The organism is Novosphingobium sp. GV079 (genome assembly GCF_003058045.1).
GTDB lineage: Bacteria > Pseudomonadota > Alphaproteobacteria > Sphingomonadales > Sphingomonadaceae > Novosphingobium > Novosphingobium capsulatum.
The window spans coordinates 63917-82727 of sequence record NZ_QBUE01000020.1; the positions used below are offsets into that span (position 1 = coordinate 63917).

Consider the following 18811-nt stretch of genomic DNA (forward strand, 5'->3'; position numbering starts at 1 on the left):
AGCGGCTGCGCGCCGTTCTGTCAGCCCTTTGGCGCAGGGCGCGTCAGGCCGCAGGCTTTGCCGGCGCCGCGTTCGCCTTCATCGGTGGGCCAGCCACCTTCACCAGGCTTTGCACCGGATAGCTTTGCCCATGCACCACCACGCTGGCGAAACGGTCAAAAGTATCGGTGCCGCGTGCATCGAACCCGATCGCCTGGGCAAACGGCAGATCGAACGCCGGGCCCATCAGGCTGGCGCGGTACCACTGGCCGCTCTGGTCCTGCACATAGAGCGTGCTGTCACCCTGGGCGCGCCAATCGCGAATGCCGCCGTGGTTGACGAAGGGGATCGACGCTTCCACCGGCTTGCCCGGATTTACCGGCGCCTGGGCGAGAGCGGGGGTTGCGGCCAGCGCCAGCGCGGCCAGTGTAGCAATGCGGATCATGGGCCAACTCCTTGTCATGTCGAACCAATGGTATCGACATGGGCAGCGCGCCCGCGCGATCAAGCCCGGCGCGACAATTGGCGACCAAGCTGAAAGTACGTTAATCCCCCTGCGGCATCAGCCCAGCGGGCGGCCCGCCACCAGTTCGGCCAGCGCCAGGTAATGATCGGCCAACCACGTCACCGGCGGCACCACGACTGCACGCACCGGATCGAGCGATGGCATCATCCAGGGCAGGACCACCAGAAGGACCAACATGATCGGAAAGCCCAAGGGACGCAGTCTGGCATAGGCCTGCGCCGCCGGGCGCGGCAGCAGGCCCTCGACGATGTGCGATCCATCGAACGGCGGCAGCGGAAGCAGGTTGAAACAGGCAAGGAACAGATTGATGGCCAGGAAATTTACCAGGTTCGCCGCCACGAACTGGGCCACCGCGCCCGATCCCGGCGCCAGCCGCGCCATGACACCCAGACCCAGCGCCGCCACCACGGCCAGGGCAAAGTTCATCGCCGGCCCGGCAGCGCCCACCAGCATCATCGCCCGGCGCGGATGCGGCAGGCCGCGCACATCCACCGGCACCGGCCGGGCCCAGCCAAACACCGGCGCATGGGCGAGCGCGAGCATGCCGGGCAGTATCACCGTGCCTACCGGATCGACGTGACGCAGCGGGTTGAAGCTCAACCGCCCCATGTCCTGCGCGGTGTGATCACCCAGCAGGCGGGCCATGCGGCCATGCGCCACTTCGTGAAACACGATGGCCACGATCATCGGAATGGCCACCGTGGCGAGGCTGTACAGCGTGTCATTCATGGCCGTGCCATCCATTCGTCGCGCAGGATCGAAAACAGCACCGTGTCGCGCACCCGGCCCGTCCAGGTGCGGCGTTCGTGGCGCATCAGGCCTTCTTCCACACCGCCCAGCTTGCGCACGGCGGCCTGGCTGCGGGCGTTGATCCGATCCACCTTGAACACCACCCGCTCCAGCCCGCAGGCAAAGGCATGGCCGAGCATCAGCCGCTTGAGGCGGCCGTTGAAGCCCGTGCCGCGCAGCGCCGGCACGATGAAGCTGTTGCCGATCTCGATCGACCAGCCTGGCGCGCCATGCTCGATCCAGCCGGTCATGCCCACCACCACGCCATCGGCCAGCACGGCATAGATCCGCCGTGCGGTCCCGCCTTCAAGCAGGCGATCGAATTGCGGATCGAAACTGTCGCCCAGATAATCGTGCGGATAGACCGCCCATATCTCCTGATCTTGCGCGCAGGCGGCGCGCAATCCTTCGCGGTGCCGCTCGGCCAGAGGCTCCAACGCCAGGTTGCCTTCGGCCAGGGGAACGTAAAGGCCATCGCTCATGGGTGTTCGTCCTGGCGAAGCGCCGCGCTGAAATGCGCGCGGCAAAGAGAAAGATAGCGTTCGTTGCCGCCGATTTCGGTCTGCGCGCCTTCGCGCACGGGGTGCCCCTGCGCATCGACCCTAAGGTTCATCGTCGCCTTGCGGCCGCAGTGGCACACAGCTTTCAGTTCGACCAAGCTGTCGGCCAGGCCAAGCAGCGCGGCAGAACCTTCGAACAGGTCTCCGCGGAAATCGGTGCGCAGGCCATAGCACAGCACGGGAACGCCCGCGCGATCGGCCAGATCGGCCAGTTGCCATACCTGTGCCCTGGTCAGGAACTGCGCCTCGTCCACCAGCACGCAGGCGAGCGGCCCCGTGGCCAGTTCGGCGCTGACCGCCTGCCACAGATCGGTTTGCGGGGAAAAGCGGTGGGCATCGGCATAAAGGCCAACGCGGCTGGCAATGGCCCGCCCCGGCCCAAGGTGTTCGGCGCGATCATCGAGCGCGGCGGTCCACAGCATCGTCGCCATGCCGCGCTCGTGATAGTTGAACGCGGCCTGGAGCAGGTTGGTCGATTTGCCAGCGTTCATGCTGGCATAATAGAAATAGAGCTTGGCCATGGTGGCGCGAGGCGGTGGCGGGGCCGATCAGCCCTCGCCCTCTCCCGCTGCATCCTCGCCCAGATCGCGGCGCACGCGCGGATCAGACAGCAGCGCGTCGATCCGAAATGCCTCGTCAAAGCTTTCGTCGGGCAGGAACTTGATCCGCGCGGCATATTTCAGCTTGAGCCGGCCGGCCACTTCCTTCTGGAAATAGGCGGTGTGCGTGCGCAGGGCCTTGAGCACGATCTCTTCGTCCTCGCCCAGCAAAGGCTTGATGAAGACGGTTGCGTGGCGCAGATCGGGCGACATGCGCACTTCGGTAACCGACACGGTATGCGCGCTGAGCACATCATCATGGACGTACTGGCGCGTGAGCAGTTCGGACAATACGTGGCGCACCTGCTCGCCCACCTTGAGCAGGCGGACCGAGCGTTGTTCGGGAGAGGCATTCTGGCGGTTCATCGCGCCCTATATGGGGCATTGCCCGCGATTTCGCCAGAACCTTGGGTCAATAGCGGGGGAAGATCTTGCGCACGAGTTGGCCGCGCCACGGAAACCCATGATAATTGAAGAAGAACCAGCCAAATGTGCGCACCGCCAGCCACACCGGTACGGCCATCGGATCGCCCTCTTGCCGCAGGCCGCGAAAGAACGCGGCATCGGCGCGGCGGCGATCAGCCTCTCGGCCACCGCCAGCAATACCGTAAGCATTGTCATGGCGCCGGCATGATCCATTGCGGTTGTATTTAAATCCATTGAGGAACAGACAATAGTCCCTCTGCCCTGGATCACACACGTCAGCCCCCTGCACTTATGATATCACCTGACCATGGATTTGGCGTGGATGGGGCAATGTTCAAGCGCAAAGTGTTCTATATTGGTGGTTTCGACCCGAGGGGCGCGCGTTTCTATCATGGATTGCTCGCACAACAGATCGCCGCACACAATGCGCGTGATTGCGCAGGCAATTCCCTGATCCTGTCGGCGCGGCACGCCGCCGGACATGGGGACACTGCCTGGACGGTTGCCGATGCCGCCACCACGATCACCAGCGCTTTCCACGTCCTGGCGTGGGACGATATCGTGCGCCGCGCCTGGATCAGGGGCGGCCTGCGCGTGCTGCTGGCCAGCGCCCGCGCCTATGTCCGCCTCTTGTGGCAGACCGATCTTGCCTGCCTGCGCCGCGTGCCGCACGGCAGCCGCGTGGCGCTGTTCCTGCCGGCGCTGGCGCTGCTGGTGCTGCCGCTGCTGGCCGGGTTGGGCGCAGCGCTATTTGCCATGCTGATCGGGCAGGCCTGGCTGGCACCGCTGTTCGGGCTGGCGCTTGCCGCCGTGCTGGCGCTGATGCTCGGGGGGCGCGGCCACATCGGCTGGCTGGTGCAGTTCATCATCTTCAACGATGCCCTGGCCGCCGGGCGTGGCGATCCGGCACTCGCCACCCGGCTCGATCGCTTTGCCGATACTATCGACGGCGCGCTGGCCGCCGATCCGCCGTGGGACGAGGTGCTGCTGGTCAGCCATTCCAACGGCGCCGTTCTGGCCGCGGGCGTCATCGCCCGATTGCTTGCCCGCCACGGCGGCGTGCTGCCTTCGCGCGTGGCGCTGGTCACGCTGGGGGCCAGCCTGCCGATGCTCGCCTCTCGCCGCGATGCGCGCGATTTTGCCGGCACCATGGCCACGCTGGCGCAGGGCCACTTTGCTTGGCTCGACATTGGCTCGCCCACCGATGGCGCCGCCACCCCGCTGGTCGATCCCTGGCTGGGCCGCGAGCCGGGCCGCCAGGATGGGCTGGTACAGCTTTCCCCGCGCTGGTTCGCGTTTTGCGATGCCCAGACCTATGCTGCGCGGCGCAAGGACAAGTATCTCACCCATTTCGATTATCTGCGCCGGCTCGATCGCCCGTCACCGCTCGATTACCTCGGCCTCACCTGCAGCGACCAGCCACTCGCCGCCAGTATCGCCGCCTTTCGCCAGGTATCGCGGGCATGACCGAGCCGCCCGCGCTGGTCGTGCCGCCGTTCCCTACGCCGTTGCGGCGCAAGGCGGGCCTGCTGCGCCGTTTCGTGATCGGCTGGGGCAGCTGGATCCACACGCTGTTCGAAAAATCCTATCGCATGAAAATGGGCACGGTGCGCTTTCCGCTGCTGCGCTTTTTCGTGATCAACGACCTGGCCCTGGCGCGAGATGTGCTGGAAGAACGCCACTGCCCGTGGCCCAAGCACGGCTTGATGACCGAACTGCTGCGCCCGTTGATGGGCGAAAGCGTGTTTTCTGCCAATGGCGCGCAGTGGCAGGCGCAGCGCGCGATGATCAATCCCGCTTTCGCCCAGGCTGGCCTTGGCCGCGCCTGGCCGGCCATGCGTGCCGCTGCGCAGGATATGGCCGGGAACCTGCGCCAGGCGGCGGCGCGGGGGCCGGTGGATATGGAACAGGCGATGACGGCGGTGACGGCAGACGTGATCTATCGCACGCTGTTTTCACAAAGCCTGCCTGCCGATGCGGCCAAAACGGTCTTTGCCGCCTTTGATCACTATCAGCGCCATGCCCAGCGCTATGCCATGCAGCGCCTCTACCGCCTGCCGCTCATGCGCCGGCGCCAGCGGCTGTCCCAGGCCGCCGCCGCTATCCGCATGCTGTTTGCCCCGCTCGTCGATGCGCGGATGGCAGCGCGCGCGCATGTGGATCAGCCCTTGCCCCCGGCCGATATTCTCGATGCGCTGCTCGATGCGCGCCATCCGCATAGCGGCGCACCGTTTTCGCGCGAGGCCCTGCTCGATCAGCTTGGCACGATCTTCCTCGCGGGCCACGAAACCTCGGCATCCGCGCTGGCCTGGGCCAGTTATCTTCTGGCTGGCGACGCGGGGCTGCAGGATCGCCTGGACGCGCAAATCGCCGCTGTCACGGCTGGCGGTCCGCTCGCTGCCGATCACCTCAAGGCTTTACCCGAACTGCGCCATCTCTTTCAGGAAGCGCTGCGCCTCTATCCCCCGGTCAGCTTCCTGATGCGCGAGGTCGTCGCGCCGCAGATCATGCGCGGCAAGGCGATGGCGCCGGGCGATCTCGCGGTGGTGTCACCCTGGCTGATCCAGCGCAACGCCGACAACTGGGCCTGCCCGCACGCGTTCGATCCGGGCCGCTTTGCCCGCGCCGAGAATGCCAGGGCCGCGCGCGAGGCTTGGCTGCCGTTCGGCAAGGGCCCACGCGTGTGCATCGGCCAGGGCTTTGCCATGCAAGAGGCGATGATCGTGCTGGCCACGCTGCTGCGCGAATTTCGCCTGGCGCCCGCCCCAGGCCCCGCGCCCGAACCGATCAGCCGCCTGACCCTGCGGTCGCGCCATGGCATCCACTTGCGGCTCACCCCGCGCTGATGGCCGATCAGGTAACAAAATCGATACAAAGTCAGACATTTGTCGTGGGAGCCGGCACGGCGTTGAGCCGTTGAGGAAGGGTCAGTTTCATTGGAAAGGACCGCCATGAACAAGTTTCTCGCCACGGTTGCCGCCCTTGCGGTGGCCCTGCCCGCCGCCACCCCCGCGCTGGCCCAGCACTATGATGCGCGCCACGATCAACGCCACGACGTGCGCCGCGGACCGGTCAAGATGAAGCCCAACCCGTTCCGCAAGGGGCAGCGCTTCGACCACCGCCGCGCGCCCAACTATCGCGTGGTCGATTACCACCAGTACCGTCGCCTGTCGGCGCCGCCGCGTGGCTATCACTGGGTGCGGTCGGGCAACGATGCCCTGCTGGTGGCAATCGGCAGCGGCGTGATCGCCTCGGTGATCGCCAATACGTTCTGATCCGCGCGCGACCGGATCACATCAAGGGGTGGCCTTGTAAAAGGCCGCCCCTTTTTGTGCCAGGGTCGTGCTCCACAGCGCGCGCCTGACACAGGCTGCAATCGCCAGAGCCATGAACGAAAAAGGCGGCCCTTCCCGTGGGAAAGGCCGCCTTTTCGTGTTTACCGATCCGAAGATCAGAGCGTGCGTTCGCGCTCTTCCACTTCGAACACTTCCAGCGTGTCGCCAGCCTTGATGTCGTTGGTGTCCTGCAACACCACACCGCATTCCAGGCCCGCGCGCACTTCCGAAACGTCGTCCTTGAAGCGACGCAGCGAGGCAATCGTGGTCTTGCTGACGATAACATCGTTGCGGGTAAGACGCGCATAGATGCCCTTGCGGATGTAGCCTTCCAGCACCAGCAGACCGGCTGCCTTGTCCTTCTTGCCCGCGGGGAAGACTTCCTTGACTTCCGCACGGCCCACAACGGTTTCGATGCGCTCCGGACCAAGCTCGCCCGCCATTTCCTTGGCGATGTCGTCGGTCAGCTGATAGATCACGTCGAAGTACTTCATCCGCACCTTGTTGCGCTCGATCAGCTCGCGCGCCTTGGCGTTGGGACGGACGTTGAAGCCCACGATCGGTGCGCCGGAAGCCTGGGCCAGGCCCACGTCGCTTTCGGTGATCGCACCCACGCCGGAATGCAGCACGCGCACCTTGATCTCGTCGGTCGACAAGCGGTTGAGCGCATTGACGATCGCTTCGGTCGAGCCCTGCACGTCGGCCTTGATCACCACCGGATACTCGATGACGCTCTGCTTGGCCGCCAGCGCAGAGAACATGTTCTCCAGGCTCGACGGCGCAACGGCGGTGCGCTTGGCAGTGGCCTTCTCCTGACGATAGGCCGCCACTTCACGGGCACGTGCTTCGTTTTCCACCACGGTCAGCGTGTCACCAGCCATCGGCACGCCGCCAATGCCGAGCACTTCGACCGGCAGCGAAGGCGGCGCAGACTTCACCTGGCGGCCCTTGTCATCCAGCATGGCGCGCACGCGGCCAGACTGGGTGCCTACCACCAGGATATCGCCCACATGCAGCGTGCCGCGGTTGATCAGCACGGTCGCCAGCGGGCCCTTGCCCTTGTCGAGCTTGGCCTCGATCACGGTCGCTTCGGCGGCGCGATCGGGGTTGGAACGCAGTTCCATCAGTTCGGCCTGGAGCAGAATCTTTTCGATCAGCGTGTCGAGCCCGGCGCCGGTCTTGGAGGAAACCTCCACGTCCTGCACGTCGCCCGACATTTCTTCCACGATCACTTCATGTTCGAGCAGGCGCTCGCGGATCTTCTTGGGATTCGCTTCGGGCTTGTCGGACTTGGTAATCGCCACGATCATCGGCACGCCAGCGGCCTTGGTGTGATTGATGGCTTCGATAGTCTGCGGCATGATGCCATCATCAGCAGCCACCACCAGGATGACGATGTCGGTGACATTGGCACCGCGCATGCGCATCTCGGTAAAGGCTTCGTGGCCTGGCGTGTCCAGGAAGGTGATGTAATCGCCGCCCTTGGTCTTGATCTGATAGGCGCCGATATGCTGCGTGATGCCGCCGGCTTCGCCGCGCACCACGTCGGTGCCGCGCAGCGCGTCGAGCAGGCTGGTCTTGCCGTGGTCAACGTGGCCCATGATCGCCACGACCGGGGGCCGCGACTTGAGCGTGGTATCGGCATCGATGTCCGAAGCGGTATCGATATCGACGTCGCTATCGCTCACGCGCTGAATGTTGTGGCCAAATTCGGTCACCAGCAGTTCGGCGGTATCCTGGTCGATGGCCTGGTTGATGGTGACCATCATGCCCATCTTGAACAGCGCCTTGACCAGGTCCGCGGCCTTTTCAGCCATGCGGTTGGCCAGATCCTGCACGGTGATCGCTTCAGGCACGATCACATCGCGCACCTGCTTCTCACGCGCCTGGGTCTGCCCGGCGAAGTGCGCACGGCGTTCCTTTTCACGGGCGCGTTTGAGCGCGGCGAGCGAACGGGCGCGAGCGCCCTCGTCTTCGTTGAGCGCGCGCGTCACGGTCAGCTTGCCCGCCTGGCGGCGATCATTGGCGTTCTTGTCACGCGGGGCATGCGCCGGCTTCTTGGCCGGTTCGGGGCGCTTGGGCGCCACCACCGGGGTAAAGCGGCGCGGCGCGGGCACGGCAGCAGCCGGGGCCGGGCGCGCAGCCGGCGCAGCGGCTGCGGCAGAAGCCGGAGCTTGTGCCTGGACCGGTTCTTCGGCCGCGGCAGCCGGAGCAGACGCCACTGGCGCGGCGGCAGGCGCCGGCTCGGCAGCGGGCTGCGCCGCAGCGGCGGGCGCCACCGGTGCGGGTTCAGCAGCCGGAGCCGGTTCAGCCGGGGCGGCTTCGGGCGCGGCAGCAGCCTGGGCGGCAGCAGCAGCGGCTGCTTCCTTTTCCCCAACGCGGCGGCGTTCTTCCTCGATGGCGCGCAGGCGTTCTTCCTGCTCGCGGCGGTTGGCCGCTTCCAGCGAAGCGAGGCGGGCTTCCTCGGCCTGGCGCAGCAGGCGGGCCTGCAGTTCCTGGCGCGTTTCGCGCGAGGCGGTGGGGGAAACCGGCGGCGGCGGCGGCGGCACCACCGGCGCACGCGCGGCCGGGGCAGCCGGGCGCGGGGCTGCGGCAGGCGCAGCGGGGGCCGGCGCAGCGGGCTGTCCGCCCGGCACCAGCTTGCGGCGCTTTACCTCGACCACCACCTTGTTGGTGCGACCATGGCTGAAGGTCTGCTTGACCTCTCCGGCCTCTACTGCGGTCTTCAGGCCCAGTGGCCTGCGGCCCAGTGTCGGCTTCTTGTCGCTATCGCTCATCGAACTCATTCGCCCTTCGTATCCAAATCGTCGTTCGCTGCTTGCGCAGCCGGTGCATCAGCAGGGGCAGGTTCGCCCGGTGGCGTGCCACCAGGCGGACCTTCCGGTGCCGCAGCCCCGATAAAGTGCATCAAGCGGGCCAATGGCCCGTCAATCCGTTCGGCCGCGCCCGCATCGGTGACGCCCAGGTGAACGACGTTGTCGCGGCCCAATGCCACAGACAACGCCGCCCGGTCCAGCGGCAAGATGCGGCCCATCATTCCCGATCCTTCGGCCTCTTCGCCCACGCGCCAGGCCTGGGCCAACTTGCCCACGCCATCGGCCTTTGCATCGCTGGCATGGGCCAGCAGCACGACCGCGCCGGAACGCGCGGCCTGGGCGATTTTTTCGGTTCCCAGCACCAGGCTACCGGCACGCAACTCGATACCGAGTCGGTCCAGCGTGGCGCGTTTCAGGCCTTGTTCGATCAGATCGGGCAGATCGGCGGGAATGGTCAGCGGGGCGCCTTTGAATGCGCGTGCCAACGCTCCCTTAAGTTTGCCATTGGCAAGCGCGATTTCAAGGTCTGCGCGAGAAACACCGATCCAGGCGCCGCGCCCAGGGGCACGCGCCAACGGATCTGGCAGAACCAGACCATCGGGCGAAATCGCCAGGCGCACCAAGGCGCCCCGGCCATCGTGGCGGGCGGTGAGGATACATTTCCGCTCCGGCAAAGCCTTGTCAGGCCTTGCCGGGCGGTCTTGCGGCCCTGGGGCGCTTAGCGTGTCATTGTGAGGATTCCGCATCGGCGGCCTCCTCGGTTGCGGGGGCTTCGTCGGCCATCGGTTCGTCGTCGAACCAGTGGGCGCGTGCCGCCATGATGATTTCGTTGCCTTGTTCGTCGCTCAGGCCATATTCGCCCAGCACGCCGCCCTTGTCTTCGCTGCGTTCCGAACGATCGCGCTCGCGGCGGTCGTTGCGGCGGCGCTGGTCGTTGTTGCGCTTCTTGGCGATCAGTTCGTCGGTGGCGAGATCCGCCAGGTCGTCCAGCGTCTTGATCCCTGCCTTGCCCAGCGTAACCAGCATGGCTTCGGTCAGGTGCGGCAGGTCGGCCAGGGCATCGTCCACACCCAGGGCGCGGCGTTCTTCGCGCTGGCCTTCCTCGCGGCGTTCCAACGCTTCAAGCGCGCGGTTCTGCAGTTCGGCCGCCAGTTCCTCGTCGAAACCTTCGATTCCGGCGAGTTCGCTGATGTCGATATAGGCCACTTCTTCCAGCTCGCTGAAGCCTTCGGCCACCAGCAGCTGCGACAGGGTTTCATCGACGTCGAGTTCTTCCTCGAAGGTCTTGGACCGTTCGGAGAATTCCTTCTGGCGCTTTTCGCTCGCCTCGGCCTCGGTCATGATGTCGATGGCCGAACCGGTGAGCGAGGATGCCAGGCGCACGTTCTGGCCACGGCGACCGATCGCCAGGCTCAGCTGGTCGTCGGGCACGACCACTTCGATGCGGCTTTCTTCCTCGTCGATCACCACGCGGCTGACCGTCGCGGGCTGCAGCGCGTTGACCACGAACGTCGCGGTGTCTTCGCTCCAGGGGATGATGTCGATCTTTTCGCCCTGCATTTCCTGGACCACCGCCTGAACGCGGCTGCCCTTCATGCCGACGCAGGCGCCGACCGGGTCGATCGAGCTGTCACGGCTGATCACGCCGATCTTGGCGCGGCTGCCCGGATCGCGGGCTGCGGCCTTGATCTCGATGATGCCGTCATAGATTTCGGGCACTTCCTGGGCGAACAGCTTCTTCATGAAGTCGGGGTGCGCACGGCTCAGGAAGATCTGCGGACCGCGGTTCTGGCGCTCCACCTTGAGGATCAGCGCGCGCACGCGCTCACCCACGCGCGGTACTTCGCGCGGGATCTGCTGGTCGCGGCGGATCACGCCTTCGGCGCGGCCCAGGTTGACGATCACGTGGCCGAATTCGACCGACTTGATCACGCCGGTGATGATTTCGCCCGCGCGGTCCTTGAACTCGTCATACTGGCGATCGCGCTCGGCATCGCGCACCTTCTGGAAGATGACCTGCTTGGCCGACTGCGCATCGATGCGGCCGAGGTCCACCGGCGGCAGCGGATCGACGATGAAGTCACCCACCTTGGCGCCGGCCTGGAGCTTTTCGGCCTGCTTGAGGTCAACCTGCTTGAAGTAGTCTTCGACGTGCTCGACCACTTCGACCACGCGCCACAGGCGCAGATCGCCGGTGCGCGGATCGAGCTTGGCGCGAATGTCGTTCTCGGCGCCATAGCGGTTGCGCGCCGACTTCTGGATCGCTTCTTCCATCGCTTCGATCACGATGGACTTGTCGATCATCTTTTCGGCAGCGACCGCGTTGGCAATCGCCAGCAGCTCGGCACGGTTGGCGGAAATCGCACTGGCCATGGCTTAGTCTTCCTGTTCCTCAAGAAATGCGTCGGTTTGCGCCAAAGCGTCTTCGTCTTCGAAATCTTCCTCGTCCACGCCGGAGCTATCCACCGGGCGCGAGGCGGCAATCAGCCGATCGGTCAGGATCAGCTTGGCATTGGTGACAAGGGCAAACGGCACGGCAAACACCTCGCCGTCATCCTCGATCGAGATCGTGCCGGTATCGGCATCAAACCCCTTGAGATCACCACGAAAGCGCTTGCGATTGTCGAGCAGCTCGGACAGCTCGATCCGCGCCTCGTGACCGATCCAGGCGGCAAAGTCCTTGGGGCGGGTCAGCGGGCGGTCGATCCCCGGAGAGCTGACTTCAAGGCGATAGGCCTCTTCGATCAGCATTTCGCCGGCTTCTTCCAGCGCGTCGATCTTGTCGGAAATGCGGTGCGAAAGGCCGGCGCAATCGGCGATGACCAGTTGCCCGGTCTCGGGGCGCTCGGCCATGATCTGGAGCGTGTGCTCCTCGTCGCCAACTTCGCTCTTGCCGTAAAGGCGCACGCGCACGAGATCGAATCCCATGGCTTTCACCTCGGGCTCCACAATCTCGATGATCCGCGCGATATCCGTCATGCCGTCTCCAATACTCCCGAGCACGCCCTTGGCGCGTCAAACCACTTCAGGCCACACCGTTTCAGCAACGAAGTTTCGCGCCGGCCCCGTCTGGCGCCAGCCCGCTCTTGCCTTCACAATGTCGGGATGAATGTGCCAATAAGGGAGGCGGCGGAAAATTGCAAGAACAAAGCCACGCCACTCGGCCTTTGATCGCAAGGGAGGCGGGAACCGCCGGATTGCTCCGGCAACGCCTGATGCATGGCCCGCCCGGCCTGCATCGGCGCCAGCCTTCCAAAGGGGGAAGAAGGCCGGTCCCCGCCCTGACAAAGCTGCGCGGCATGCGAATCGCGTCAGCCAGGAAATCCATCATCCAAATTATCGGTGAATAATCCCAATCCTTGGTATTCATTCTGCGTTCACGGGCAAGACAGGCGAAGAGAAAGCGCAGAAAACCGCCATTTTCTGAATTTGGCACGCCCCATGCAAAGCAAGGGACATCGGCCGGATGCGATCATCCGGCGCCACATTCAGGGAGTAATCACCATGCAGACCTTGCTTTCCATCGCCGGCCGCACCTCGGCCGCCGTCGCCGCCCTCGCCCTCTCGCTCGCCCTCATCGGCCAGACCGTACAGACGCCGGTCACCACTGCCCAGGGCACCGCTTCCGCCGTGGAGATCGCATGATGACCGACCTGCGCTTTGACGATAGCCCCGTCCGCCCCGCCCGCCGCCGTGGCAGCATTTTCCGCCGCGACCGCGCCAACGGCAAGATCTTCGGCGTTTGCGCCGGCATGGCCGACGCGCTCGATCTCGATGTCACGCTGGTGCGCGTGGCCTGGATCGCCGGCACCCTGCTGGGCTTTGGCTCGCTGCTGTTGATCTACCTGGCCATCGCGCTGATCGCCGATTGATGCGGGCCGCCGACACCACCTCTGGCACCGCCCCGCACCCCTTCACACCGAAGCGGTGCGGGCAAACGGCGAGAAATCGGTGTCGGTGTCATAGACGTCCACACCTTCGCGCCGCTTGAGGAAATTGACCACGGCATAGGTAACGGGCGTGAGCACCACTTCCCACAACACCTTCATCGCCCAGTTGGTGATCATCACATGCACCACATCGGCATTGGTCCAGGTGCCCAGGAACGCCACGGGATAGAAGATCAGGCTGTCGATCGCCTGCCCGGCGATGGTCGAGCCCCAGGTGCGGGTGAACAGATACTTGCCGCCCGTCCACACCTTCATTCGCGCCATCACGAAGGAATTGACGAATTCCCCGGCCCAGAATGCCGTGACCGAGGCCAGCACGATGCGCCAGGTGCTGCCGAACACCGAGACATAGGTGGTCTGGCAAACCGCCCCAGCGGAACTTCTGGCCACGAGCCCGGCAAACTGCGGATCGCCGCTCGATGCGCAGCCCCAGTCGGCCGCCGGCGGCATCGCCACCACTACGAAGCTCATCACCGCCATGAACAGCAGCGCGAAAAAGCCCACCCACACACAGCGCCGCGCGTTGGCATAGCCGTAGACCTCGGTGAGCACGTCACCCAGGATGTAGGAAATCGGGAAGAACAGGATGCCCGCGCCAAAGGTGAAGCCGCCCACGCTCGACAGCTTTGACGCGCCGATCAGGTTCGACAGCAGCAGGATCGCCACGAACGCGGCCATCATGTAGTCGAAAAAGCGGAAATGGCGGCGTGCGCCGAGCTTGCCGCCGATCTTTTCAAGCGGCGTCGATGCGGATGCGGGATCGTTCATGGGGATGAACTGCTATCGCCATTTGCACCAAAGGCAAAGCCGTCTTATGGGCACGGCTGTGCGCGCCCTTAGCTCAGCTGGATAGAGCACCAGCCTTCTAAGCCGGTGGCCGCAGGTTCGAATCCTGCAGGGCGCGCCATTCCAGCGATTCTCACCAGCGAACGGTGCGCCCTTCCCGATCGAGATAATGCAGGCCGGGCTTTCCCTGCTGCGCGAGCAGCGTGGTGACGATCTGTGGCACGGTTTCCTCGATGCCGAACGGCGCCTCGGCTCCGCCAAGTCTGGTGCGGATCCAGCCCGGCGCCATGAGCACCTTGGCCCGGCCATCATCGGCATGACGCGCCGCATAGCTGCGCATGTACTGGTTCAGCGCAGCCTTCGTGCCCCGATAGACCTCGTGCCCGCCATTCACATTGTTGGCGATACTGCCCTGGCCCGAAGACATGACACCGATCAGGCCCGCTGGCGCGACGCAATCCTGCAAGCCTTCCACCACCCTTAGCGGGCTGAGCGCGTTGGTGACCATCACGCGAATGAACTCTTCGGTCGAAACCTCCGCGATGGTTTCGTCCTGGTTGTGGTTGGCCGTACCCGCGTTGACGAACAGGATGTCGAACTGCTTCCCCATCAGCCGTTCGCGCAATGCCATAATCTGGGCTGGCTGCGTCATGTCGAGCTGGGCAATGTCGACGCGGCCCGGGTGGGCATCGGCAAGGTCGTGCAACGCAGTGCGGTCAGGGCCGCGCACCGTTCCGACGACATGCCAGCCCCGCGCGATACATTCTGCCGCCATCGCATGGCCAAGGCCACGCGATGCGCCGACAATGAGAATCGTGCCGGCGGTGTCACTGATGGACCGGGAGAGCATGGTGATTCCTTTCGGTTTTGCCGCTGAAGACCATCATCTTCCACTTTCGATAGCTGCACCAGGCGCACAGGATGCAAACTGTTGTTGCATCACGCGCTGTCCCACGTTTGCCAAGCCGCCTATCATGTGGCGATGGACACCATTGACCTTAACCTGTTGTCGGCGCTGGACGCGCTTCTGGCGGAAGGCAGCGTGACGGCTGCGGCGCGTCGCTTGAGCCTCAGCCCATCGGCCATGAGCCGCACGCTCGCACGGTTGCGGGCGGCGACCGGCGATCCCCTACTGGTGCGGGCAGGCCGTGGGCTGGTGCCAACTCCCCGCGCCATCATGCTGCGCGAGCGTGTTCATGCGTTGGCGCGAGATGTTCGCGATGTTCTCACGCCACACGAAGGGCCGCTCGATCTCGCTACGCTCAAGCGGACTTTCACCATCCGCGCCAACGAAGGCTTCATCGCGCTGTTCTCCGCTTCCCTGGTCAAGACCGTGGTCGCCGCCGCGCCGCATGCGCGCCTGCGCTTTGCCCCAAAGCCCATCAAGGAGGCTGGGCCGCTGCGGGACGGAACGATCGACCTTGAAATCGGAGTGCTCGGCGATTTTGCGCCCGAGGTGCGAACACAGCTGCTTTTTCGTGACCGCTTCATCGGCGCGGCAAGAGAGGGGCATCCCCTGTTGTCAGCTGCGGTGACCGCAGATCGCTATGCGGCCGCCAAGCATGTCGTCGTGTCGCGGCGCGGACAATCGACCGGACCCGTCGATGACATGCTGGCAGCGCTCGGGCTGCAGCGCGAGATCGTCGCCGTCGTGCCCGGCTTCCCGGATGCCTTGCGGATTGCCCGCCAGTCCGATCTGGTCGCGCTGGTGCCGCAATCCTGTCTGTCCGACCCATGGTTCTCGGATGGGCTGGTGCGCTTCACGCTGCCGGTTGAAACACCCGACATTGCCGTTGCCGCGCTGTGGCATCCGCGCATGGACGCCGATCCTGCGCATCGCTGGCTGCGCGAGACCGTCATCGCGCAGTGTCGATCTTCAACACGTCTGTCCTGACACGCTCGTGGCGCAATCCAGCCGTGGCGCTTGTGATTCCTTCTGACAGGCCAGATCATGCACGTGATCAATGGCCTCCCAGGCGCGCGCGAACGCGCCATCGTCCAGGCCATGGTATTCGTGGTCGCACTCGAGCGAAACGATCGCGCATGTCGGGCCAAGGAAGCGGCCGAACTGCGCGGGATCGCCGCCATAGGCATCGCCGCGGCCCTGGATCACCACCATCGGCTTGGCCACCGCGCGCAGGTGCCGCGTGCGATAGGCTTCGCGCCGTCGTTCCGGGTGGCGAAACGGATAGCCAAAGCTGGCTATCGCCTGCACGTGGGGGTGCGCGGCAATCCGCGTGGCAGCCACGCCCCCGGCCGAATGGGTCACGACCACGACTCGTGCGTGCGGCAGGCTTTCGATGAACCGCTGCAATTCCCAGCTGGCGATCAGCCACGGCGGCAGCAGTGCCGCCATGAGAAAGTCGAGGCGGTGCGGGCTGGCGCAGGCCAGCGCGGTCTTGACCGCGTACCAGGCGGCCAGGCGCGGCCACGACAGCGCCTGGCCCGTGCTGCGCGCAATGCTTGGCAGGGCCTGTTCCAGGCGGCGGTTGATCCCCTCCGATGCGGCATGGCGCGGGGATTCAAACACGAAAACCGGTTGCCCGCGCTCGCCAAACTTGCGGGCAACGCGGGTCAGGATATCGGATCGCTTGGCGGTGTTGCTGCGCCCGGCCAGAACGATCGCAAGCGGTGGCATCATGCGGGAAACCATGGTGGGAGAGGTTGCGGTTTCGCCAGCGCTGGCGGCAACCCCCGCCTCCTGTCAAGCTGCCTCAACAGGCTGGCCTTGCCCCGGCAATTCATGCCATGGCTGGGCCGACCGTCAGCCCCTTCCCCCAGGAGCCTCAATGCCCAACAAGCCCCCCATCGGCCGCGACACCCGCCTGTGCATGTCGCTGTCGGGCCGCCCCGGCAATGCCGGATCGCGGCTGCACAACTATCTGTACGAGGCACTGGGCCTCGACTTTATCTACAAGTCTTTCTCCACGCGCGATCTGCCGGCGGCCGTTGCCGGCATCCGCGCGCTCGACATTCGCGGCAGCGCGATCTCGATGCCGTTCAAGGAAGCGGTGATCCCTCTGCTGGATACGCTCGAACCCTCCGCACTCGCGATCGACAGCGTCAACACCATCGTCAACGACGACGGCCACCTTACCGGCTACAACACCGATTATACCGCCTGCCGCCAGTTGATCGAAGCCAGTCCCGCCGATCCGGCCCAGCCGTTCATCCTGCGGGGCAGCGGCGGCATGGCCAAGGCCGTGGTCGCGGCGCTGCGCGATGCGGGCTTTACCCAGGGCACGGTCGTGGCACGCAATGCCGAGGCTGGCCCGGCGCTTGCCGAACGCTATGGCTTTGCCTGGGCCAGCGACCTGCCGGCCGCCGGCGCGCCGCTGTTGGTCAACGTGACGCCGCTGGGCATGGAAGGGCCCGATGCCCAGGCGCTGGCCTTCCCGGCCGAAATGATCGCCGCCGCAGACGTGGCGTTCGACGTGGTGGCCCAACCGGCGCAAACGCCGTTCATCCTTGCCGCGCTGGCAGCCGGAAAGCCGGTCGTTTCGGGGGCCGAGGTCATCGTGCTTCAGGCAGTGGAGCAGTTCGTGCTCTATACCGGGGTGCGTCCGTCGGCCGACCTCGTGATCGAGGCCGCACGCTTTGCCCACGGCGACGCCACGGCCGCGCGCCTGGCAGCGACCGGCCTCTAGGCGCCGCGCCGGCATAACGCCGCGCAAACAACTGGCAACATTCCCACAAGGCCCCCTTTCCGTGGCTGTGGCACATCCTATATGATGCGCCACAGCCACGACGGCCCCTGATCGGCCGGCGGCAAGGCGCAGGAAGGACATGAGGGATATGGGCAAGGCCGAGGTCGAATTTCCCGAGCCGCCGTTTGCCATCGACGATGTTGTCGCGCACCTGCGCCGGGTGCGCGAGGGCTGGCGCGATGCACGCAGCAAGCGCGGCGATTACGGCGCGGTCGGCTTCCCCTCGCGCCACGCGCTGGGCCGGATCATCGATGTACTGGCCGCCGCATTGTTCCCGCTGCGCCTAGGCCCGGCCGAAGTGACCGCCGCCAACGAAGACATCTTCGTTGCCGCCAGCCTGCAATCGGCCCTGCCCCTCCTGGCCGCGCAAGTGCGGATGGAACTGCACTACAGCCATCCCCAGGATTGCAACGCCACTGTCGATGCCGAGGTCAACCGCATCGTCACCGCGCTCGCCGCGCGCCTCCCGGAAATCCGCCGCCTGCTCGACAGCGACGTGGAAGCCGCGTTCGACGGCGATCCCGCCGCGCGGTGCGTCGATGAAGTGCTGCTGTGCTATCCGTTCGTCACTGCCGTGCTGCATCACCGCGTGGCGCACGAGCTTTACAAGCTGGGCGCCCCGCTGGTGGCGCGCATCCTGGCCGAAATCGCCCACTCCCGCACCGGCATCGACATTCATCCCGGCGCCACGATTGGTGAGCGTTTCTTCATCGATCACGGCACCGGTGTGGTGATCGGGCAGACCGCGATCATCGGCAAGCGGGTGCGGATCTACCAAGCGGTGACGCTCGGCGCGCGGAGTTTCAGCACCGACGAGGAAGGCCGCCTGGTCAAGGACGAGGCGCGCCATCCGATCATCGAGGATGACGTGACGATCTACGCCGGCGCCACGATCCTGGGCCGCGTCACCATCGGCCGCTGCTCCGTGATCGGCGGCAATGTCTGGCTCACCCGCTCCGTTCCCCCGGGCAGCCGCGTGCGCCAAACGCAGGCCAGCGTGACCGTGGAAGCGGGCGATCCCTGCGATTGATTGTTTTCGGGCTTGGGACCCGAAACATGCCCTCCCCTAACCCCTCCCGCCAGCGGGAGGGGGACTTTCAGTAGTGCCCCTTAGACTCCCCTCCCGCGTGCGGGAGGGGCTGGGGGAGGGCATGTTTTATTCCCTCAAAGCTTGCCCACCAGTTCCGGCACGGCGGTAAACAGATCAGCCACCAGGCCCACGTCGGCCACCTGGAAGATCGGCGCGTCTTCGTCCTTGTTGATGGCGATGATGGTCTTTGAGTCCTTCATGCCGGCAAGGTGCTGGATCGCCCCGGAAATGCCCACCGCGAGATAGAC

Annotated in this window: 21 protein-coding genes, 1 tRNA gene and 1 pseudogene; 9 read left to right on the forward strand and 14 right to left on the reverse strand. The window is 65.5% G+C overall.

Annotation, left to right across the window (positions count from 1 at the left end; genetic code table 11):
• Positions 1–43 precede the first annotated feature (43 nt).
• The 6 genes from C8K14_RS19710 to C8K14_RS19735 all read right to left on the reverse strand — a co-directional run bounded on the left by C8K14_RS19710 (position 44) and on the right by C8K14_RS19735 (position 3153).
• A complete protein-coding gene (locus C8K14_RS19710) occupies positions 44–424 on the reverse strand; it encodes a DUF6491 family protein (protein WP_107718604.1) in 381 nt (126 codons plus the stop codon).
• A gap of 117 nt (positions 425–541) precedes the next feature.
• A complete protein-coding gene (locus tag C8K14_RS19715; protein WP_107718644.1) occupies positions 542–1234 on the reverse strand; it encodes a site-2 protease family protein in 693 nt (230 codons plus the stop codon).
• Positions 1231–1776: a GNAT family N-acetyltransferase gene (locus tag C8K14_RS19720; protein ID WP_107718605.1), complete on the reverse strand. Its 546-nt coding sequence runs from the start codon at positions 1774–1776 to the stop codon at positions 1231–1233. Before C8K14_RS19720 ends, C8K14_RS19715 begins: the two co-directional genes overlap by 4 nt.
• Complete coding sequence (locus C8K14_RS19725) at positions 1773–2375, reverse strand: thymidine kinase (RefSeq protein WP_022677129.1); 603 nt, start codon at positions 2373–2375, stop codon at positions 1773–1775. Before C8K14_RS19725 ends, C8K14_RS19720 begins: the two co-directional genes overlap by 4 nt.
• 27 nt (positions 2376–2402) lie before the next feature.
• Positions 2403–2819: a 30S ribosome-binding factor RbfA gene (gene rbfA, locus C8K14_RS19730; RefSeq protein ID WP_022677128.1), complete on the reverse strand. Its 417-nt coding sequence runs from the start codon at positions 2817–2819 to the stop codon at positions 2403–2405.
• Positions 2820–2865: 46 nt separating this feature from the next.
• Positions 2866–3153 carry a hypothetical protein gene (locus C8K14_RS19735; protein WP_107718607.1) on the reverse strand — a complete coding sequence of 96 codons (288 nt, stop codon included), beginning with the start codon at positions 3151–3153 and terminating at the stop codon, positions 2866–2868.
• Positions 3154–3209: 56 nt separating this feature from the next.
• Between C8K14_RS19735 and C8K14_RS19740 the strand changes: the two genes are divergently transcribed.
• From C8K14_RS19740 to C8K14_RS19750, 3 genes are all read left to right on the forward strand, one after another.
• On the forward strand, positions 3210–4346 hold the full coding sequence (locus C8K14_RS19740; RefSeq protein WP_107718609.1) for a hypothetical protein: 1137 nt from the start codon (positions 3210–3212) through the stop codon (positions 4344–4346).
• Positions 4343–5725, forward strand: a complete 1383-nt coding sequence (locus C8K14_RS19745; RefSeq protein WP_107718611.1) for a cytochrome P450 — start codon at positions 4343–4345, stop codon at positions 5723–5725. The genes C8K14_RS19740 and C8K14_RS19745 overlap by 4 nt, the downstream gene beginning before the upstream one ends.
• Positions 5726–5830: 105 nt before the next feature.
• A complete protein-coding gene (locus tag C8K14_RS19750; RefSeq protein ID WP_022677122.1) occupies positions 5831–6154 on the forward strand; it encodes an RcnB family protein in 324 nt (107 codons plus the stop codon).
• Between the two features lie 176 nt (positions 6155–6330).
• Here C8K14_RS19750 and infB read toward each other — a convergent pair whose 3' ends face one another.
• The 4 genes from infB to rimP are packed head-to-tail and all read right to left on the reverse strand — an operon-like array spanning position 6331 to position 12009.
• Entirely contained in the window at positions 6331–8991 is a 2661-nt protein-coding gene (infB, locus tag C8K14_RS19755) for a translation initiation factor IF-2 (RefSeq protein ID WP_171795898.1), read from the reverse strand.
• Between the two features lie 5 nt (positions 8992–8996).
• Complete coding sequence (locus C8K14_RS19760) at positions 8997–9776, reverse strand: DUF448 domain-containing protein (RefSeq protein WP_107718615.1); 780 nt, start codon at positions 9774–9776, stop codon at positions 8997–8999.
• The gene (nusA, locus tag C8K14_RS19765; RefSeq protein WP_107718617.1) at positions 9757–11403 is read right to left on the reverse strand and encodes a transcription termination factor NusA; all 1647 of its coding nucleotides are present in this window, start codon (positions 11401–11403) and stop codon (positions 9757–9759) included. Before nusA ends, C8K14_RS19760 begins: the two co-directional genes overlap by 20 nt.
• A 3-nt stretch (positions 11404–11406) precedes the next feature.
• Entirely contained in the window at positions 11407–12009 is a 603-nt protein-coding gene (gene rimP, locus C8K14_RS19770) for a ribosome maturation protein RimP (RefSeq protein WP_107718619.1), read from the reverse strand.
• A 525-nt stretch (positions 12010–12534) separates the two neighbouring features.
• On the opposite strand from rimP, the gene C8K14_RS22730 reads away from it, so the two are divergent.
• Positions 12535–12675, forward strand: a complete 141-nt coding sequence (locus tag C8K14_RS22730) for a hypothetical protein (RefSeq protein WP_158271977.1) — start codon at positions 12535–12537, stop codon at positions 12673–12675.
• Positions 12672–12902: a PspC domain-containing protein gene (locus C8K14_RS19780; protein ID WP_022677251.1), complete on the forward strand. Its 231-nt coding sequence runs from the start codon at positions 12672–12674 to the stop codon at positions 12900–12902. Before C8K14_RS22730 ends, C8K14_RS19780 begins: the two co-directional genes overlap by 4 nt.
• Before the next feature lie 42 nt (positions 12903–12944).
• Here the strand turns inward: C8K14_RS19780 and C8K14_RS19785 are convergent, their stop codons facing one another.
• Positions 12945–13748 (reverse strand): queuosine precursor transporter, encoded by an 804-nt coding sequence (locus tag C8K14_RS19785; protein WP_107718623.1) that lies wholly within the window; start codon positions 13746–13748, stop codon positions 12945–12947.
• 62 nt (positions 13749–13810) lie between these two features.
• Here C8K14_RS19785 and C8K14_RS19790 point away from each other — a divergent pair.
• A tRNA-Arg gene (locus tag C8K14_RS19790) sits at positions 13811–13887 on the forward strand.
• 12 nt (positions 13888–13899) lie between these two features.
• Here the strand turns inward: C8K14_RS19790 and C8K14_RS19795 are convergent.
• A complete protein-coding gene (locus C8K14_RS19795) occupies positions 13900–14616 on the reverse strand; it encodes an SDR family NAD(P)-dependent oxidoreductase (RefSeq protein WP_107718625.1) in 717 nt (238 codons plus the stop codon).
• Positions 14617–14748: 132 nt separating this feature from the next.
• Between C8K14_RS19795 and C8K14_RS19800 the strand changes: the two genes are divergently transcribed.
• Positions 14749–15660 (forward strand): LysR family transcriptional regulator, encoded by a 912-nt coding sequence (locus tag C8K14_RS19800; RefSeq protein ID WP_107718627.1) that lies wholly within the window; start codon positions 14749–14751, stop codon positions 15658–15660.
• Here the strand turns inward: C8K14_RS19800 and C8K14_RS19805 are convergent.
• Entirely contained in the window at positions 15643–16407 is a 765-nt protein-coding gene (locus C8K14_RS19805; RefSeq protein ID WP_133726896.1) for an alpha/beta family hydrolase, read from the reverse strand. The genes C8K14_RS19800 and C8K14_RS19805 overlap by 18 nt on opposite strands.
• Before the next feature lie 148 nt (positions 16408–16555).
• On the opposite strand from C8K14_RS19805, the gene C8K14_RS19810 reads away from it, so the two are divergent.
• Together C8K14_RS19810 and epsC are read left to right on the forward strand one after the other, a co-directional pair.
• Positions 16556–17413 (forward strand): shikimate 5-dehydrogenase, encoded by an 858-nt coding sequence (locus C8K14_RS19810; protein ID WP_107718629.1) that lies wholly within the window; start codon positions 16556–16558, stop codon positions 17411–17413.
• 139 nt (positions 17414–17552) lie between these two features.
• Positions 17553–18503: a serine O-acetyltransferase EpsC gene (epsC, locus tag C8K14_RS19815; protein ID WP_051146401.1), complete on the forward strand. Its 951-nt coding sequence runs from the start codon at positions 17553–17555 to the stop codon at positions 18501–18503.
• Positions 18504–18637: 134 nt separating this feature from the next.
• Here epsC and C8K14_RS19820 read toward each other — a convergent pair.
• Positions 18638–18811, reverse strand: a pseudogene (locus C8K14_RS19820) (FAD-binding protein); the annotation flags it as partial.

Excerpts from the sequence above, each read along its gene's own strand:
- C8K14_RS19710 (WP_107718604.1), bottom strand. The coding sequence starts at position 424 with ATGATCCGCATTGCTACACTGGCCGCGCTGGCGCTGGCCGCAACCCCC.
- C8K14_RS19715 (WP_107718644.1), bottom strand. The coding sequence starts at position 1,234 with ATGAATGACACGCTGTACAGCCTCGCCACGGTGGCCATTCCGATGATC.
- C8K14_RS19720 (WP_107718605.1), bottom strand. The coding sequence starts at position 1,776 with ATGAGCGATGGCCTTTACGTTCCCCTGGCCGAAGGCAACCTGGCGTTG.
- C8K14_RS19725 (WP_022677129.1), bottom strand. The coding sequence starts at position 2,375 with ATGGCCAAGCTCTATTTCTATTATGCCAGCATGAACGCTGGCAAATCG.
- rbfA (WP_022677128.1), bottom strand. The coding sequence starts at position 2,819 with ATGAACCGCCAGAATGCCTCTCCCGAACAACGCTCGGTCCGCCTGCTC.
- C8K14_RS19740 (WP_107718609.1), top strand. The coding sequence starts at position 3,210 with ATGTTCAAGCGCAAAGTGTTCTATATTGGTGGTTTCGACCCGAGGGGC.
- C8K14_RS19745 (WP_107718611.1), top strand. The coding sequence starts at position 4,343 with ATGACCGAGCCGCCCGCGCTGGTCGTGCCGCCGTTCCCTACGCCGTTG.
- C8K14_RS19750 (WP_022677122.1), top strand. The coding sequence starts at position 5,831 with ATGAACAAGTTTCTCGCCACGGTTGCCGCCCTTGCGGTGGCCCTGCCC.
- infB (WP_171795898.1), bottom strand. The coding sequence starts at position 8,991 with ATGAGCGATAGCGACAAGAAGCCGACACTGGGCCGCAGGCCACTGGGC.
- C8K14_RS19760 (WP_107718615.1), bottom strand. The coding sequence starts at position 9,776 with ATGCGGAATCCTCACAATGACACGCTAAGCGCCCCAGGGCCGCAAGAC.
- nusA (WP_107718617.1), bottom strand. The coding sequence starts at position 11,403 with ATGGCCAGTGCGATTTCCGCCAACCGTGCCGAGCTGCTGGCGATTGCC.
- rimP (WP_107718619.1), bottom strand. The coding sequence starts at position 12,009 with ATGACGGATATCGCGCGGATCATCGAGATTGTGGAGCCCGAGGTGAAA.
- C8K14_RS22730 (WP_158271977.1), top strand. The coding sequence starts at position 12,535 with ATGCAGACCTTGCTTTCCATCGCCGGCCGCACCTCGGCCGCCGTCGCC.
- C8K14_RS19780 (WP_022677251.1), top strand. The coding sequence starts at position 12,672 with ATGATGACCGACCTGCGCTTTGACGATAGCCCCGTCCGCCCCGCCCGC.
- C8K14_RS19785 (WP_107718623.1), bottom strand. The coding sequence starts at position 13,748 with ATGAACGATCCCGCATCCGCATCGACGCCGCTTGAAAAGATCGGCGGC.
- C8K14_RS19795 (WP_107718625.1), bottom strand. The coding sequence starts at position 14,616 with ATGCTCTCCCGGTCCATCAGTGACACCGCCGGCACGATTCTCATTGTC.
- C8K14_RS19800 (WP_107718627.1), top strand. The coding sequence starts at position 14,749 with ATGGACACCATTGACCTTAACCTGTTGTCGGCGCTGGACGCGCTTCTG.
- C8K14_RS19805 (WP_133726896.1), bottom strand. The coding sequence starts at position 16,407 with ATGATGCCACCGCTTGCGATCGTTCTGGCCGGGCGCAGCAACACCGCC.
- C8K14_RS19810 (WP_107718629.1), top strand. The coding sequence starts at position 16,556 with ATGCCCAACAAGCCCCCCATCGGCCGCGACACCCGCCTGTGCATGTCG.
- epsC (WP_051146401.1), top strand. The coding sequence starts at position 17,553 with ATGAGGGATATGGGCAAGGCCGAGGTCGAATTTCCCGAGCCGCCGTTT.